19 protein-coding genes are annotated in these 14,188 nt (G+C 58.8%); 10 read left to right on the top strand and 9 right to left on the bottom strand.

Annotated elements, in window-relative coordinates:
• Positions 1 to 305 precede the first annotated feature (305 nt).
• Positions 306 to 3,245 (top strand): excinuclease ABC subunit UvrB, encoded by a 2,940-nt coding sequence (gene uvrB / locus ACR9ZQ_RS13860; RefSeq protein WP_481428083.1) that lies wholly within the window; start codon positions 306 to 308, stop codon positions 3,243 to 3,245.
• Positions 3,246 to 3,296: 51 nt separating this feature from the next.
• Positions 3,297 to 4,001, top strand: coding sequence for a sce7726 family protein (locus ACR9ZQ_RS13855; RefSeq protein ID WP_481428082.1), 705 nt, complete (start codon positions 3,297 to 3,299; stop codon positions 3,999 to 4,001).
• Here the strand turns inward: ACR9ZQ_RS13855 and ACR9ZQ_RS13850 are convergent.
• From ACR9ZQ_RS13850 to ACR9ZQ_RS13840, 3 genes are read right to left on the bottom strand one after another with little or no spacing between them, the layout of a single operon-like run.
• A complete protein-coding gene (locus tag ACR9ZQ_RS13850) occupies positions 3,931 to 5,019 on the bottom strand; it encodes a beta family protein (protein WP_481428081.1) in 1,089 nt (362 codons plus the stop codon). The genes ACR9ZQ_RS13855 and ACR9ZQ_RS13850 overlap by 71 nt on opposite strands.
• Positions 5,019 to 5,519: an ImmA/IrrE family metallo-endopeptidase gene (locus tag ACR9ZQ_RS13845; protein WP_481428080.1), complete on the bottom strand. Its 501-nt coding sequence runs from the start codon at positions 5,517 to 5,519 to the stop codon at positions 5,019 to 5,021. Before ACR9ZQ_RS13845 ends, ACR9ZQ_RS13850 begins: the two co-directional genes overlap by 1 nt.
• Complete coding sequence (locus tag ACR9ZQ_RS13840; protein WP_481428079.1) at positions 5,519 to 5,950, bottom strand: hypothetical protein; 432 nt, start codon at positions 5,948 to 5,950, stop codon at positions 5,519 to 5,521. Before ACR9ZQ_RS13840 ends, ACR9ZQ_RS13845 begins: the two co-directional genes overlap by 1 nt.
• 269 nt (positions 5,951 to 6,219) lie before the next feature.
• On the opposite strand from ACR9ZQ_RS13840, the gene ACR9ZQ_RS13835 reads away from it, so the two are divergent.
• The 5 genes from ACR9ZQ_RS13835 to ACR9ZQ_RS13815 all read left to right on the top strand — a co-directional run bounded on the left by ACR9ZQ_RS13835 (position 6,220) and on the right by ACR9ZQ_RS13815 (position 8,814).
• Positions 6,220 to 6,687: a DUF3828 domain-containing protein gene (locus ACR9ZQ_RS13835; protein ID WP_481428078.1), complete on the top strand. Its 468-nt coding sequence runs from the start codon at positions 6,220 to 6,222 to the stop codon at positions 6,685 to 6,687.
• A gap of 431 nt (positions 6,688 to 7,118) precedes the next feature.
• Complete coding sequence (locus ACR9ZQ_RS13830) at positions 7,119 to 7,385, top strand: DUF1488 family protein (protein WP_007818474.1); 267 nt, start codon at positions 7,119 to 7,121, stop codon at positions 7,383 to 7,385.
• Between the two features lie 139 nt (positions 7,386 to 7,524).
• On the top strand, positions 7,525 to 7,791 hold the full coding sequence (locus ACR9ZQ_RS13825) for a BON domain-containing protein (protein WP_310390556.1): 267 nt from the start codon (positions 7,525 to 7,527) through the stop codon (positions 7,789 to 7,791).
• A 193-nt stretch (positions 7,792 to 7,984) separates the two neighbouring features.
• Positions 7,985 to 8,290, top strand: coding sequence for a hypothetical protein (locus ACR9ZQ_RS13820; protein WP_481428077.1), 306 nt, complete (start codon positions 7,985 to 7,987; stop codon positions 8,288 to 8,290).
• Positions 8,291 to 8,427: 137 nt separating this feature from the next.
• Complete coding sequence (locus ACR9ZQ_RS13815) at positions 8,428 to 8,814, top strand: GNAT family N-acetyltransferase (protein ID WP_481428076.1); 387 nt, start codon at positions 8,428 to 8,430, stop codon at positions 8,812 to 8,814.
• A gap of 8 nt (positions 8,815 to 8,822) precedes the next feature.
• On the opposite strand, the gene ACR9ZQ_RS13810 is transcribed toward ACR9ZQ_RS13815, so the two are convergent.
• Entirely contained in the window at positions 8,823 to 9,431 is a 609-nt protein-coding gene (locus ACR9ZQ_RS13810; RefSeq protein ID WP_481428075.1) for an exonuclease domain-containing protein, read from the bottom strand.
• 217 nt (positions 9,432 to 9,648) lie between these two features.
• On the opposite strand from ACR9ZQ_RS13810, the gene ACR9ZQ_RS13805 reads away from it, so the two are divergent.
• Positions 9,649 to 9,939, top strand: coding sequence for a GIY-YIG nuclease family protein (locus ACR9ZQ_RS13805; protein WP_439017226.1), 291 nt, complete (start codon positions 9,649 to 9,651; stop codon positions 9,937 to 9,939).
• Positions 9,940 to 10,153: 214 nt separating this feature from the next.
• On the opposite strand, the gene ACR9ZQ_RS13800 is transcribed toward ACR9ZQ_RS13805, so the two are convergent.
• The 4 genes from ACR9ZQ_RS13800 to ACR9ZQ_RS13785 all read right to left on the bottom strand — a co-directional run bounded on the left by ACR9ZQ_RS13800 (position 10,154) and on the right by ACR9ZQ_RS13785 (position 12,469).
• On the bottom strand, positions 10,154 to 10,486 hold the full coding sequence (locus tag ACR9ZQ_RS13800; protein ID WP_481428074.1) for a hypothetical protein: 333 nt from the start codon (positions 10,484 to 10,486) through the stop codon (positions 10,154 to 10,156).
• A 309-nt stretch (positions 10,487 to 10,795) separates the two neighbouring features.
• On the bottom strand, positions 10,796 to 11,632 hold the full coding sequence (locus tag ACR9ZQ_RS13795; RefSeq protein ID WP_439015324.1) for a dienelactone hydrolase family protein: 837 nt from the start codon (positions 11,630 to 11,632) through the stop codon (positions 10,796 to 10,798).
• Between the two features lie 232 nt (positions 11,633 to 11,864).
• Positions 11,865 to 12,179 carry an ATPase inhibitor subunit zeta gene (locus ACR9ZQ_RS13790; RefSeq protein WP_439015325.1) on the bottom strand — a complete coding sequence of 105 codons (315 nt, stop codon included), beginning with the start codon at positions 12,177 to 12,179 and terminating at the stop codon, positions 11,865 to 11,867.
• On the bottom strand, positions 12,176 to 12,469 hold the full coding sequence (locus ACR9ZQ_RS13785) for a hypothetical protein (RefSeq protein ID WP_439015326.1): 294 nt from the start codon (positions 12,467 to 12,469) through the stop codon (positions 12,176 to 12,178). The genes ACR9ZQ_RS13790 and ACR9ZQ_RS13785 overlap by 4 nt, the downstream gene beginning before the upstream one ends.
• Before the next feature lie 362 nt (positions 12,470 to 12,831).
• On the opposite strand from ACR9ZQ_RS13785, the gene ACR9ZQ_RS13780 reads away from it, so the two are divergent.
• Together ACR9ZQ_RS13780 and ACR9ZQ_RS13775 are read left to right on the top strand one after the other, a co-directional pair.
• A complete protein-coding gene (locus ACR9ZQ_RS13780; RefSeq protein WP_007818485.1) occupies positions 12,832 to 13,182 on the top strand; it encodes a hypothetical protein in 351 nt (116 codons plus the stop codon).
• Positions 13,183 to 13,593: 411 nt separating this feature from the next.
• Complete coding sequence (locus ACR9ZQ_RS13775; protein ID WP_310388333.1) at positions 13,594 to 13,872, top strand: hypothetical protein; 279 nt, start codon at positions 13,594 to 13,596, stop codon at positions 13,870 to 13,872.
• Positions 13,873 to 13,881: 9 nt separating this feature from the next.
• On the opposite strand, the gene ACR9ZQ_RS13770 is transcribed toward ACR9ZQ_RS13775, so the two are convergent.
• Positions 13,882 to 14,097, bottom strand: a complete 216-nt coding sequence (locus ACR9ZQ_RS13770; protein ID WP_481428073.1) for a hypothetical protein — start codon at positions 14,095 to 14,097, stop codon at positions 13,882 to 13,884.
• Positions 14,098 to 14,188 lie beyond the last annotated feature (91 nt).

Below are 14,188 nucleotides of genomic sequence, written 5' to 3'. Positions count from 1 at the left end.
AGCCGGCTTGCGTCTGCAAGCCGAGAGGACTCTTTGAAAACGTGTCCGGCATCGGGCATTTTCAAAAGCCTGTGGGTCGTAAGATTCCTCCGCCGCGTGGACACGGCTGCTGGATTCCTGTGACAGGCACAGGAATGAGGGAAGTTGGAGTTGCCGCGGGTGCACAAAGCGAAGTCGACGCTTAAAAGCGAGGTTCGCGCCCGAAGAAGACACCCCCACTATTCCAAAATCCGAACAATTCATTCGTTTCCCTTTTGTACTCTCAACCCCTTCCATTTCACGATGACAACAGCCATATTCCGCGCATGGCAAAATCTCCGAAGAAATCTCCCGCCTCGACCGGTTTCGAGGAAGCCCCCCAATCGTCATTCGAAGGTGCCCCGCTCAGCGGCAGCGTCTCCGACTGGGTGAAGCAGCTCGAGGCGGATGCCGAGCAGGCCGGCGTCGAGAGCCAGCGCGAAATCGCCTCCAAGGCGGGCAAGCACCGCAAGAAGGTGGAGAACGAGGCGCGCAAGCATACGGAGGCCGTCAGCGTCAACAAGAAGGCCACTGTCAGCAAGACGGCGCGTGGCGTTTCCATCGGCGGGTCGAGCGACCCGAAGACGCGTGCGGCGGCCGGTCTCAACCCCGTTGCCGGCCTGGATATTTCCCTTGAAGATGCCGGCAGTCTCGCCAACGGCGGCGTCACGGCTACGGTCGAAGCGCTGTCGGCGCTGATCGAGAGCGGCAATCCGCTGCACAAGAACGGCAAGATCTGGACGCCGCACCGCCCTGCCCGGCCGGACAAGTCCGAAGGCGGCATCGCCATCCGCATGTCCTCCGAATACAGCCCTGCCGGCGACCAGCCGACGGCGATCCGCGATCTCGTGGGCGGGCTGGAAACCGGCGAGCGCAGCCAGGTCCTGCTCGGCGTCACCGGCTCGGGCAAGACCTTCACCATGGCCAAGGTGATCGAGGAAACGCAGCGCCCGGCGCTGATCCTCGCGCCGAACAAGACGCTGGCCGCCCAGCTCTATTCCGAGTTCAAGAATTTCTTCCCCGACAACGCGGTGGAATATTTCGTTTCCTACTACGATTATTACCAGCCGGAAGCCTATGTGCCGCGCTCCGACACCTATATCGAGAAGGAAAGCTCCATCAACGAGCAGATCGACCGCATGCGCCACTCGGCGACGCGCTCGCTGCTCGAACGCGACGATTGCATCATCGTCGCCTCCGTTTCCTGCATCTACGGTATCGGCTCGGTCGAAACCTATACGGCCATGACCTTCCAGATGAATGTCGGCGATAGGCTGGATCAGCGCCAGCTGCTGGCCGATCTCGTGGCCCAGCAATACAAGCGCCGCGACATGGATTTCCAGCGCGGTTCCTTCCGCGTGCGCGGCGACACCATCGAAATCTTCCCGGCCCACCTTGAGGATGCCGCCTGGCGCATCTCCATGTTCGGCGACGAGATCGACGCCATCACCGAATTCGACCCGCTGACGGGACAGAAGACCGGCGACCTGAAATCGGTCAAGATCTACGCCAACTCGCACTATGTAACACCGCGCCCGACGCTGAATGCCGCGATCAAATCCATCAAGGAAGAGCTGAAGGGCCGCCTGGTGGAGCTGGAAAAGGCCGGCCGCCTGCTGGAGGCCCAGCGCCTGGAGCAGCGCACCCGCTACGATGTGGAAATGCTGGAGGCCACCGGCTCCTGCCAGGGCATCGAGAACTATTCGCGCTATCTCACCGGCCGCGACCCCGGCGACCCGCCGCCGACGCTGTTCGAATATGTCCCCGATAATGCCATCGTCTTCATCGACGAAAGCCATGTCACCGTGCCGCAGATCGGCGGCATGTACCGGGGCGACTTCAGGCGCAAGGCGACGCTGGCCGAATATGGCTTCCGCCTGCCCTCCTGCATGGATAACCGGCCGCTGCGCTTCGAGGAATGGGACGCCATGCGCCCGGATACGATCGCCGTGTCGGCCACGCCAGGCAGTTGGGAAATGGAACAGGCCGGCGGCGTCTTCGCCGAACAGGTCATCCGCCCGACCGGCCTCATCGATCCGCCCGTCGAAGTGCGCTCCGCCCGCAGCCAGGTGGACGACGTGCTCGGCGAAATCCGCGAGACGGCCGCCAAGGGCTATCGCACCCTCTGCACCGTGCTGACCAAGCGCATGGCCGAGGACCTGACCGAATATCTGCATGAACAGGGCGTGCGCGTGCGCTACATGCACTCGGATATCGACACGCTGGAGCGTATCGAGATCATCCGCGACCTGCGCCTCGGCGCATTCGACGTGCTCGTCGGCATCAACCTGCTGCGCGAGGGCCTGGATATTCCCGAATGCGGCTTCGTCGCCATTCTCGATGCCGACAAGGAAGGCTTCCTGCGCTCCGAGACCTCGCTGGTGCAGACGATCGGCCGCGCCGCGCGTAACGTCGACGGCAAGGTCATCCTCTACGCTGACAACATCACCGGCTCCATGCAGCGCGCCATGGACGAGACCACCCGCCGTCGCGAAAAGCAGATGGCCTATAACGAGGCGCACGGCATCACGCCCGAAAGCGTCAAGGCCAAGATCTCCGATATCCTCGACAGCGTCTACGAGCGCGACCACGTCCGCGCCGACATATCAGGTGCCTCCGGCAAGGGCTTCGCCGATGGCGGCAACCTCGTGGGCAACAACCTGCAGACCCATCTCAACGCGCTGGAAAAGAGCATGCGCGACGCCGCCGCCGACCTCGACTTCGAAAAGGCCGCCCGCCTGCGCGACGAAATCAAGCGCCTCAAGGCCGTCGAACTCGCCGCAATGGACGACCCGCTGGCCCGCGAAGAAGCCAAGTCGATGGAAGGCATCCGCCGCAACGCCAAGGCCACCAGCGAGTCCCTTCCCTCGAAGGGAGAGAAATCAAACGGCAAGGCGGATGAGAATGCCACGCCCTCCTACTTCGCCAAGCCGGAACTGGACGACATGGGCGGCCGTAACGCCAACGGCAAGACCCTCTTCCGCCGCAACACGCTGGATGAGATGACCGTGGGCCGGACGGAAAAGCCGGTAACGGGACATGTGCCGGAGAAGCCGGATGCGGCGAAGGGCACGCAGCGGTTTTCGCCGTTGCTGGAGGGGCAGCCGGAGCGCGATGATGTACGGCCGCTGGTGCGCGGGAAGACGGGTGTCGGGAGCTATGAGGATCCGGGCGAGCAGAAGCGCAAGAGCCGGACGAAGGGCAAGACTGGGCGGCCCGGGCGGTAGTGTTAACTGTTTTGTGCTTTCCTATGCTCTGAGATTTTACGAGGTGAGTGAGTGAAAAATCGAGCGTCTGCGCAGACAATCAAGATCGACTATCTGACCGATCTATTGCGAAAAAAAGAACTTGAAGAAAATACGATCGTTATAAATGAATTTTCCAATCTGAATTGCGGAGCACGAGCCGATATTGCAATACAATCAGGAAAAGAGGTTCATGCTATTGAAATTAAAAGCGCGCGCGATAGTACCCGACGCTTGGAAAGCCAATTGAAAATATACACAACGTACTTCGACAGAATAACGCTTATTGTGGACGAGATTCATTTAAACCATGCGCTTTCGCTAGCAGATGGAACAGGCGCGGGCGTAGTGCTATATGAAAATGGACGTTTTCTAGTTAAAAAGCGAAGCAAACGTCGCTTCGTTTCAGATCAATTAATTAGGGATCGGCTGCTGCCATCGCATTTGCGGAGCCGAAAGCCAACCGAGCGTAGCGCTAGAGATTTACTTATCCATAGCATAAGAAACCGTTACCGAGAGAATATTGACGTTATCTCCCGCGTAATAGAACAAGGTTATATGCAAAGCTCCGACCTTGATGCTTTAAATCCACATTATTCAAAACGTCTTGGAGTATCCCAACAAATCAGCCAAATCGAAAAGACTTGGAGCGATTTGATACTCGCATTTAAAGATCAACCCAATCATCCTCGGTCAACTGATCAAGCGACGCACGGCTTGTCCGGAGAGCCTGCTTGAATAAATGAATATTTATGCGCGCCGACGTTGATCGAACAGGAGAGGTAATTCCATACTCGCTGCCTAGTTGGGTTAATTTGATCATCTGAGTGCCCCAGATATTAAGCCGCGGATCCCATTCACTACAAGCAATTGCCTCGGCCGCCGCCTTCTTATATGCCTCTAGGCGCACTTCTTTTTTGGCGTCTTGCGCAACTTCCTTTCGAAAAAAGTACCAAGAACTAGCTGATGGTAAATCTATTCGTGGTGCTGGCACACCTCCACCGCCATCTTTTGGCAGCCTGGCACTACCACGATCGCTATAGATTAGGCCGGAAGTGTCAGCCAATTCGGAAAGAATTCCATTAAATAAACTACGCTCAAATATCTCCTGCTCCCTAGCATCTTTGAATGTAGATGGAAAACTTGTCGAAGATATCGCAATATTGGGATTAGCAAATCCACCTCTAATCCTCTCAATAGCATTAATAGCAGACCTAACATCCGTTAGATATCTGTGGTCAGTCTGCATAAAATCCAGGACAAATAGAACGTCATCGATATTTTTCTCAACAAATATCGATAAAAATACTTCGATAGCATCAAGAGAGAATTTTGGGATACGAACTGCAATACCACGACCGATCTCATAAATTCTCAGTATCTGAGATCGAAGTAAGTCAATATCCGCTGTCACTTGAGCACATGGGATTGCCCCTGGGACCTCCTCTATGAATTCCGCCCATTTCCGAAAACCATCTGTCGGATCAGCCAATTCGGCCATCTCCTTTTGAACAGCTCCTTCACCAGTTGTCGGGTAATCGCTATCGAGCTCCAATACAAACTTATGATTTGAACAAGAATGAAGAATTTTCTCGACTGAACGCTTCAAGGTTCCGCCACCTAACCACGGCCTCAATAGCACGTGTGGTGTCATCGCCTTCTTCGCCGCATCAGGTAGTTCGCGCAAGGCGATCATCTCCGCTGGTCGAACGGACAGCAGCGGAAGGTATGAGATAGTTCCCAAGTCGATAATCACTATTTCAGCCCCAACCGAACTGCCATTGCATCCTCAGAGACATCAAATTTCTCGGCTAACGCCGACAAAGAATCTCGTTTCGAAACTCCCGGATTTTGCTCTCTCCATGCCTTTATCGCTGCGTGAGGCATCAAGATGTCTGCGGCTAAGCGGTTAGCTTCAGCCTCTAATGCATTAGAGAGTGTTGAGCGAAAGAGGATGTTGTCCACGATACCGTCGCCGATTTTGTCGCGATGGAGCAGAAAATGAGCTATCTCGTGCGCTAACGTAAACCGTTGGCGCTGCCGAACTTCGTGTCGATTAATTCGAATTTTGTATGTGTCGCTTGTGGGGGTTAGCGGTGAAATCTCCCCGGAGATTCCAATTTCTAAAGTTGCGATCTTAACGATGAGGCCCAATTCCGTGGCTAACTCGCCCAGCTTTACCGGGAGAACGTTCTGATAGCTTCCGATACTTTCCTGCATTTCCGCACTTAAGCGCAGCCATTCTTTGCTATACATCAATCGTGTTCGCCGTATTCATTGTTTTCGTTCCCCCACTCCTCTTTCTTTGGCTGCCCTCCAGAATGGCGATTTTCGAACTCGCCGAACATCACAAGAAGCAATTTACGCAAGTCGCCATCTTCACCTATCTCTCGTTCTACGCGAGCCAGCGACTGTTTTACAGCTGTTTCAACGGCATCTTCTTTGATCTTCTGAAACCCCCAAATGCCTAACATACCGATTATTAGCGCGGCACAGGTAATCACTATAGTGACACACGTTAGAACTAATACTGCGATGTCGGCATACATCATGTCACTATTCTTGCCCGGAACGTAGAAAAGACCGTAGTAACGCACCAAAAATAATAAGAACACAGCGCCGACTAAGACGCCACAACAGAAGACGCCAAATGCTGAATCGAATTCTTTGGGGCTTTTGTTCCGCACGACTCAAGCTCTGCTATTCAATGGAAGAATTGCAATTTAGTAGCCGGAGTGCAACATTAAATTGAATTGGTGCCCCAAAGTCTCTCGCGCTTTACATTTCGTTCGGTATTATCTCGTTCCTACTTTTCACGCTCCCGGATGCGGGTGCAGTCGGGGTCAAGTCAATTAAAGAGACGCGGAGACCGGAGGTTTTTACCCATTCCTAAAAATGGCCACTGCCCACGCTCGCGTCTCCTGCTACACATTCCTCCTCACCCAAAGGAGCCTCTATGCGCCTCCCCGCTTTCATCCTCGGCCTCACTCTGTCGGCGCTGATCGCCTCTCCTGTTTTCGCCTCAACCTACAAAACCCCAAAAGCGCTCCTCCAAGCCCTTTACACCTTCAACACCGACACCGCCCCTGACGACGCCCCCTCGCCCTACTCAGCCTTCTTCTCCGACCATCTGAACGAGATGCTCCAGACGGATCGCGACAACACGCCTGATGGCGAAGTCGGGGCCATCGATTTCGATCCCGTCATTGCCGGGCAGGATGGCGAGGCGAGCGGCCTGAACATCGGTCAGCCGATCCTGCTGGACGATCGCGCCGAACTGGAGGTGCAGTTCCGCAATGGTGAAGAGGTGACGCTCTATTATACGCTGGTGAAGGAGCATGGCGGCTGGAAGGTGGAGGATATTGCCAACCAGCAGGGTGAAGAGCCGTGGAGCCTCAGTGCACTGCTAGGCGACGCGCAATAGGCGGCCTCGCGCGCGGCATGTCATTGCCGCCGAATCTGCCTTTGGGCAACGGCGGCACCCTCTGAAACAACCCGCCTTTATTAGCGCCCGGTCATTGTAATGGCCGGCCCGCGCCCCATATCCCCAGTATGGCGGCATGTGGAATAAAACCGCCTTTTGCATCGGTTTACCCGATGCCCTCAAGGGAAGACGCGCTGTCTTCCGACACTCTGCAGAACAGCTTTTTCGCAGCATCCTGAGCAGCATGGCCGCGCCCGCAAGGGCCGGCGAAGAGCAATGTCTCTCATACGCCCAGACACTTAAAAGACCGCGCTGAAAAAGACCTCTGACGCATTCGATGATGAGCCGTGCATATCCCCGCCTGGTATCAGGCGTGGCCGCTTATGAGTTCCCGGCAGGAGCCGGAGGCGCCAATTTCTGGAGAAACTTCGATGTCCCTGATCTTCCCCAATAGAAGCCGCAGTTTCGACGAGGGCCGCGATGGGGTTCGTTTCTCCGGCTATGACGGCATGTTCGAGGTGCGGTTTCTGATCGAGGCGAGCGCGTTGCGCTCCATCGCCCAGACGGGCCGCACGGAGGCCGAATGCCTGAACGCCTTCGATGCGGCGCGCCCCGCCATTCTGGAGGCGGCATCCGGTGTCTACGGCCGCGGCGGCAAGGACCGGTATACGCTGACGGAGAAGGATATCCGCCGCTAAAGCATATCGCGCAAAAGTGTACAGCGGTTTGCGACGACGACATGCGTAAAACGAAGACTTAAAGCGTGGCAAACGAATCCTGGAGATCGCGACACGCTTCAATTTCACGCCCGGGATGAACCGGGCACGGAGATGAGACATGTCAGTCGACAGAAAACATCTGAGCGTGGTGGGCAGACGCCCGCGTGCTCAACCCGAAGACGTCGATCTCGAAACGGCTGTCTACGATGCACTTGCCCATACGGGCGATCTCGACCCCAGCTATATTTTCGTAACGGCGCGCGGCAGCGACGTCACGCTCGCCGGCTGGGTCTCCGTCAGCGAGGAAATCTCGCTCGCCGAGCAGGTGACCCTGCGGACACGCGGCGTGCGCAGCGTTCACAACGAGCTGTCGCGGGATCTCTAGCGCACCCATTCGTCTCGGCGCGGCTGCGCGCCGACCTCCGGCATCGCTCGAACGCAGGCCGGAGGCGAGGAGCCCGGCCCCGCGCCGGGTTCCACGTTGCCGGGCACGCACCCGCGTTGCAAGGCGCGAGCTGCCCGGCTCCCCCAAACACGCGACCGATCGCGATCGGCCCCACACGACCGACGGATAAGTGATGCGCAAGAAAATCGACGAGATCACCAGACCGGCCCCTTCCGCCACAGGCCGGCATGCCACTGCCAATGAGAACCGCCCTGCCCGAAGCCCCTCCGCAGGCGAGATGATCGCCGAAGCCGAAACCGCCCGCGCCACGCTGGATGCGGACGGCGATGAGGCGGCTACGGCGGAAAAGCCCGGTGAAGGCCAGGCAGACAACAAGGTGCCGGCGGGCGGCCCGCTTCCGACTATGGAAGAGCTGGAACTGGCCCGTGACGACCACAGCAGAAAGATCGCCGGAAGAGAGGCGGATGGGGAAGATTGAGCTGTGCGGGCGCAGCGGTTTCGGCGCGCAAGGTAGGCTCGGAAGGCCCGAACCCGCGCGCCGGCATGGCAGAGCGGCCGCATTTTCTGTAGCGTGAATCGACAGAAGCGCCACCGACCGGACCCGGACAACAAGCAATGCCAGACATCCGCATCGACCCATTCCCCTCGCCCGATGAATTCGCCTCTCTCTGGGCCGCCGCCTGGGATGGCGCGCAGGCACCGGATTTCGCCCGCATCCTGCCGCGCAGCCTTGCCCATCTCGGCGCCTACCACGAGGGCCGGCTGATCGGCTTCGTCAATGTCGCCTGGGATGGCGGCATCCACGCCTTCATCCTCGATACTTCAGTTCATCCGGATCTGCGCCGGCAGGGTATTGCGACCGCGCTGGTGATGGAGGCGGTGCGGATTGCCCGGGAACGCGGCGCCGAATGGCTGCATGTCGATTTCGAGCCGCATCTGACCGGCTTTTACCGCGCCTGCGGTTTCAGGCCGACGGAGGCAGGGCTGGTACAGCTTACCTAGAGGTAGGCCTATGACAGAAGCGGCCGGTAGCCGCCGCCGGGCTCGCGCCGGGTCAGGAAGAAATGCAGGAGATTGGCATAGCCGCGCGCATCATCGATGGCGCGGTGCGTGTGGGGCACATTGCCCAGCCATTCGCGCGGATAATGGGCGATATCGCATTCCCACGGCTTGCGGCCCGTCGCACCCGCCACCAGCGACAGGATGCAGAGCGGCGGATGGCGAAACAGGCGATCGGCAATCCACGGCCCCTGGAACAGCGGCCGGCCGCTGAACCGCTTCAGGTAGTGATCGAGCCAGGGACCATCGAGCGCCACGGGATGAGCGGCAAAGATCGGCTCGGCCTTGAAGGTTTTCACCCAGGCGATGAAGCGGGCCATGACCTCGGCAGCCGGCTCAGGGTTTTCAATCGCAGCCGCGAAGGCTTGCGGATGGGCCTGCCAGAAGGCCGTGGTCACAGGGTCGCGCCCGGCGCCGTCGAGCGGCTGCAGCACGGCTTCGAACTCGCCGAGGGCCTGGCCGGTCTCGGAAACGGCGACGGAGGCGAAGGACAGCATCGAATGGGTACCCGGTATCGGGCCGTCGAATTCGCAATCGGTGACGATGTAGATATGCGGCACGCGGGTTCTGCTCCCAGGTCTGCTTCGGTGTTGGGAGCAGCATAGCGGGATATTTTCGGGTTGCCATGGGTGGTTTGGGGGGATGGGCCTGGATTGAGGACTTGACGCCTCTCTCTCCTCCGTCATTCCTGTGCTTGTCACAGGAATCCAGCCGGCTTGTGTCTGCAAGCCGAAAGGACTCTTGAAAATCAGCGCAGAGACAGGCCACTCTTCAACCATGAAGGGCTACGTCTACATCCTCGCGTCTAAGAGAAACGGCACGCTGTACACTGGCGTGACGAGCGATCTTCCAGGCCGGCTATACGAGCATCAGAATGAGTTGACGCCGGGTTTCACCTCTCGATACGGCGTCAAGACGCTCGTTTGGTTCGAGGAGTATGATCTCGTCACGACCGCGATCACCCGCGAGAAGACAATCAAGAAATGGCCACGTCAGTGGAAGCTCAATCTCATCGAGGAGAATAATCCGGAATGGGAGGATATTTCCTGGCATTTGATGGGATTATGAGATCGCCGCACCGATAAGAGTCCTTTCGGCTTGCAGACGCAAGCCGGCTGGATTCCTGTGACAAGCACAGGAATGACGGAGGAGAGGGATTGCTCGCGTGCCACCCATCAGCTCCGCTGCGACTACCATCCTGGCAAACCACCCCCACAAGAAAACGCCCGGCCACCTATGATGACCGGGCATCCTCGACCCGCGCCGTGTCAGGCGATAGCGATCAATTATTGTGGGCCGCGCAGGCTTCGTCCGTCGGGGTGGCATTGCTGGTGCCGCCCTGGGTCTGCAACTTGCCGGGGCCGGTGCCGCTGCTGCTGGCGGCTTCGCCGGGGCAGTCGGGTCTCTTCATCTTCATGGCGCTGCCGGCCTTCGTGCTGCCGGTGGTCGTCTTGTCCATCACCGGCTTCTTGGTATGCGTCGTGCCGGCGCCGCCGCCGGAATCGACGGTGCTCTTGTCCATCGTGCGGGCCGTCGGGGCCGGGTTGGACTGGGCGAAGGCGGATGTGGCCATGCCGAGGGCAAGCAGCGACGCTGCGACAATTTTCATGCGCATTGGTCTTCTCCTGAGAGCATTCGGTTGCTGATCTCTAGGGAACCGCGCGTGGCCGAGATTGTTCCCGGCAATTTTCACCTGCCGCGCTCCCTTCCCCTTTTCAATCTCCGAGCGTGCGCCATCTTAAGCTTCAATCGGTTCGGCCGGTGACCGCTTCATTCGAAACGGCCAGAGGGGCAAAGGCCGAATAAAGAGGCGCAGCGGAAACGATCCGCCACGCCCACATTCGACCTCAGGCCCGGAAAACCCCGCCGGGCTTTTTTCCTGCGCCGTCGGCGGGTTGCGGGAGAAATAGTTGGCGCCCTGGCTTCAGTTCGCCAGATATTTCTGCAGGAAGCCGCGAATGCTGGCGATCGATTGTTCCGCCGCAGCCGCGTTATATTCCTCCACATGCCCGAACACCGTCTTCGGCTTGATCATGGCCTCATCATCGAAATCGTGACGCGCGCCGGGATAGATATGCAGCTCGACCGGTGGCCCCTTGCCGCTGAGCCGCGACACCCGCTGCCGGCAGCGCTCCGCCGGGCTCCAGTCATCGAGATCGCCATTCAGGATCAGCGTCGGCACCGTCGCGTCGCTCTCGTGCGGCGCACAGACCGGATAATAGGCAACCGCCGCCCTGAATTTCTCGTCCATCAGCTGCTCATTGCCCTCGATCTTCGTCGCCTCCAGCGTCGCAATCCCACCCGCCGAAAAGCCCATCAGCGCGACGCGCCTGGCATCGACGAAGCCGCTCTTCGTCAGGAAGTCCAGCGCCCCATAGGCATCGAACACCCGATCGGGAAGATAGGTCTTGCAGCTATTCTCGATGTTGCGGGTGGTGAAACTGTCGACCACGAGCGTGACATAACCCCAGGAGACCAGCCGCTCCGGCCAGACCTCTTTCACATGGGCATGGATGCCGCCGCATCCGTGCATCAACACCACGGCCGGAAACGGCCCGTCGCCCGGCGGACGGGTGAGATATCCGATGAGCGGGGTCGCCTGCGGTGATGGCAGCGCTACGCCCTGTTCTTTCGCCTTGCGTTCAAGAAACGGACTTGGCTTGACCGTGGCGCTGTCAAAGTGAACCAGCTCGTCTGCATAGGCCTGCGGCATGAAGCTCAGGGAGACGACGAAGCAGAAGAAGAATCGCGCGATTTTCACTGAACGACCTCTTGCCGGATGGATGGCACGACGTTGACACTTTCACCACGCAATTTGGGTGAAGCGACGGTCAAGGCAATGCGGCGGAGAGGCGCACCGTCCGGCGACCGCTGCTGGTGCAGAGCGGTGTCACGGTGGGTGACAGTGATTGCGGTTCAGTTCCACGCCTTCGCTGCTCGGATCGTGGCGACTGCCGGGTTTGGCGTGGATGACAGCCCGATCACCGAGAAAATCACAGAGGTCGAGCGAGATCCCGCATGGCGTCGGCCGTCAGCGTTTCCATCCGCGCCCTGAGCGCCTTCTCGTCCACATCCTTGCCGGCGGCGCGGATATCCGCAACCATCTTGGCGATCAAGCCTTCATCATCGGCTCCGGTCACCCTGAGAGCGATGATCTCGCCGATATAGGCCTCGCTGTCTGCGCCCGTCATGCCGCAGACCCAGCGGGCGAGTAGTCGGTCGCGGCGCGATCGCACCCTGAATGCCATGTCGGAATCCAGGAAATACATCTGCTCCAGCGCCTTCTCGCGATCTTCGAATACGGTCATGAGGAAAGTTCCCCTGTCGCATTCGTGGTCTCCAGCAGATGGTGGAGAAATGCAGGCTCGATCCTCACGATCCGGCGCAAGCGGCTGCCTTCCGCAATCGAGGGCAGATGAATGAAGGTTCCGACGCGCCGGTAGGCGATGCGCGAAAGCCCCTCGATCGGCTCCTCATCCTGCACGATCTTGTAGTCGCCGGCCGGATGGATCTCACCAACGAGATCGGGCAGCGTGAAGGAGGCGGAGAAATGGACGATGGTGTTGGTCGTGCGTGTTGTCGATTCGTAGGCTGACATGGTGACAGGCTCCAGGTGAAGGCGGTTGACCGCAGCCGGGTGAAAGCCTCATCGGGCTACGGCATCGGTCTGGCAATCGGAATTCGGAAGCGTGGCTGCCTTCAAGTCTCTGACACCGGCGAGAGCCATATGGCCAAACGACGACCGGATATCATTGCGCTCCAATTGAGTCGCGATTAGGACGAAAAGATAAAACAATAGTTTTATTGGGTTTTCATATTCACATCACAAGAATTTTTTTAATATAATTGAACGATTACAACAGAAATATCGAACAAAATAATAAACAAAGCGAAGAGTTTTTATTGTGTTATTATTTAAGTACGCGAAATCGCGTGCTTTTTTAAAGATTGGAATTCGTGATGCAAAATATAACATGGCTTCGCCCCGGCCTGTGGGGCGCCGTGTGCGGCGCGGCCGCATTGGCGATCGTGGGCTTCAGCTGGGGAGGCTGGGTGACCAGCGGCAGCGCCCAGAAAGCCGCCGGCATCGAGCGCACCTCGGCGATCGCCGCCGCGCTGACGCCCTACTGTCTCGACCGCGCCAAGAGCGATCCGGCCTCGGCGCAGATCATGGCCGAGCTGAACGCGGCCGGCACCTATGGACGCAGTGACATCATCAAGAAGGCCGGCTGGGCTACGCCGCTCGGCACCACCGAACCGAACGCGGACCTTGCGCAGGCCTGCCAGATCGCTCTTGGAAAGCCGAGCTGAGCGTTTCGCCCCCGCAAAAACGAGGCCGGCGAGAAATCCCCGGCCGCTTGCCCCACCGACCGCTCACCCAAGCCAACCGCTCGCCAATCCTTCCCGCAGGATGATCATGCACAGACAGAAATTCGCCGGCGCCACGAGCGCGACGATCTCCGGCTGCGACCAGGCGCCATGACCGTCAATCTCCGTCCGGCAGCGGCAGACCGCTGAAACCATGGGGATACGATACCCGCCTTCGATAGCGATACGGCACTCCATGCAGCGCCGGCGCAGGACCGAGGAAGGGTGGCGGCTTCAAGACACGAACAGGAGGCATGCAACATGCCTGGAAACACTCCCGACAAACCCGCCTCTCATAGGGATGGAAGGCACCACAACGCCAATGCGAAGCGCCCGGCAAGGAGCCCCTCGGCCGTGGAGCTGATCGCCCAGGCCACCGCTGCCCGTGCCATCCTGAACGGCCACCAGCCCGGACCGCAAGACAAGGCTCCAGCCGGCGATGATCTTCCGACGATTGAAGAACTCGAGGAAGCGCGCGACGACCACAAAAAGAAGATCGCCACCGAGAGGGAAGCCGACGGGAGAGCACGCGAAGCCTACAAGAAAGCCCGCGCAGCTGATGCGAAAAACCATAAATCCAAAGGAAAAACCGGGGCGCGCATAATCCGCGCCCGATGGAAGCCCGCGGTATGAACGGCAGGCTCAGCGCTGCAGCCGGATCGCCGCCTGGATCAGATCCTGATGGAATTGATGGTTGCGCAGGTCCTCGGTCATCGTGAGCAGCCTTTCCCGCGCCAGCCCCGCCGGCTCTCCCCGCGTAAGCATCCCGTCGATCAGGATCTCCTGCGCCGAAATCATCTGCCGGTCGGCAACAACTTGCCGGCGCGCAACGTCCAGATCCTTCAGAGAATAGGTCATCGATAATCATACCACATGCCGGACATGCTGTACGGAAATCCTTTGGGCTCACGCCTCTGCCATCCGAGTGGCTGCAACATCGGCCCGAAAA

Source organism: Rhizobium sp. KNZ14-9A (genome assembly GCF_056755015.1).
The sequence above is the reverse complement of the archived record's forward strand: the minus strand, read 5'-3'. Positions and strand labels throughout refer to the sequence as shown.

Coding starts and splice junctions, on each gene's coding strand:
- uvrB (WP_481428083.1), top strand. CDS start 306: ATGGCAAAATCTCCGAAGAAATCTCCCGCCTCGACCGGTTTCGAGGAA.
- ACR9ZQ_RS13845 (WP_481428080.1), bottom strand. CDS start 5,519: ATGTATAGCAAAGAATGGCTGCGCTTAAGTGCGGAAATGCAGGAAAGT.
- ACR9ZQ_RS13835 (WP_481428078.1), top strand. CDS start 6,220: ATGCGCCTCCCCGCTTTCATCCTCGGCCTCACTCTGTCGGCGCTGATC.
- ACR9ZQ_RS13830 (WP_007818474.1), top strand. CDS start 7,119: ATGTCCCTGATCTTCCCCAATAGAAGCCGCAGTTTCGACGAGGGCCGC.
- ACR9ZQ_RS13825 (WP_310390556.1), top strand. CDS start 7,525: ATGTCAGTCGACAGAAAACATCTGAGCGTGGTGGGCAGACGCCCGCGT.
- ACR9ZQ_RS13820 (WP_481428077.1), top strand. CDS start 7,985: ATGCGCAAGAAAATCGACGAGATCACCAGACCGGCCCCTTCCGCCACA.
- ACR9ZQ_RS13815 (WP_481428076.1), top strand. CDS start 8,428: ATGCCAGACATCCGCATCGACCCATTCCCCTCGCCCGATGAATTCGCC.
- ACR9ZQ_RS13805 (WP_439017226.1), top strand. CDS start 9,649: ATGAAGGGCTACGTCTACATCCTCGCGTCTAAGAGAAACGGCACGCTG.
- ACR9ZQ_RS13800 (WP_481428074.1), bottom strand. CDS start 10,486: ATGCGCATGAAAATTGTCGCAGCGTCGCTGCTTGCCCTCGGCATGGCC.
- ACR9ZQ_RS13790 (WP_439015325.1), bottom strand. CDS start 12,179: ATGACCGTATTCGAAGATCGCGAGAAGGCGCTGGAGCAGATGTATTTC.
- ACR9ZQ_RS13785 (WP_439015326.1), bottom strand. CDS start 12,469: ATGTCAGCCTACGAATCGACAACACGCACGACCAACACCATCGTCCAT.
- ACR9ZQ_RS13780 (WP_007818485.1), top strand. CDS start 12,832: ATGCAAAATATAACATGGCTTCGCCCCGGCCTGTGGGGCGCCGTGTGC.
- ACR9ZQ_RS13770 (WP_481428073.1), bottom strand. CDS start 14,097: ATGACCTATTCTCTGAAGGATCTGGACGTTGCGCGCCGGCAAGTTGTT.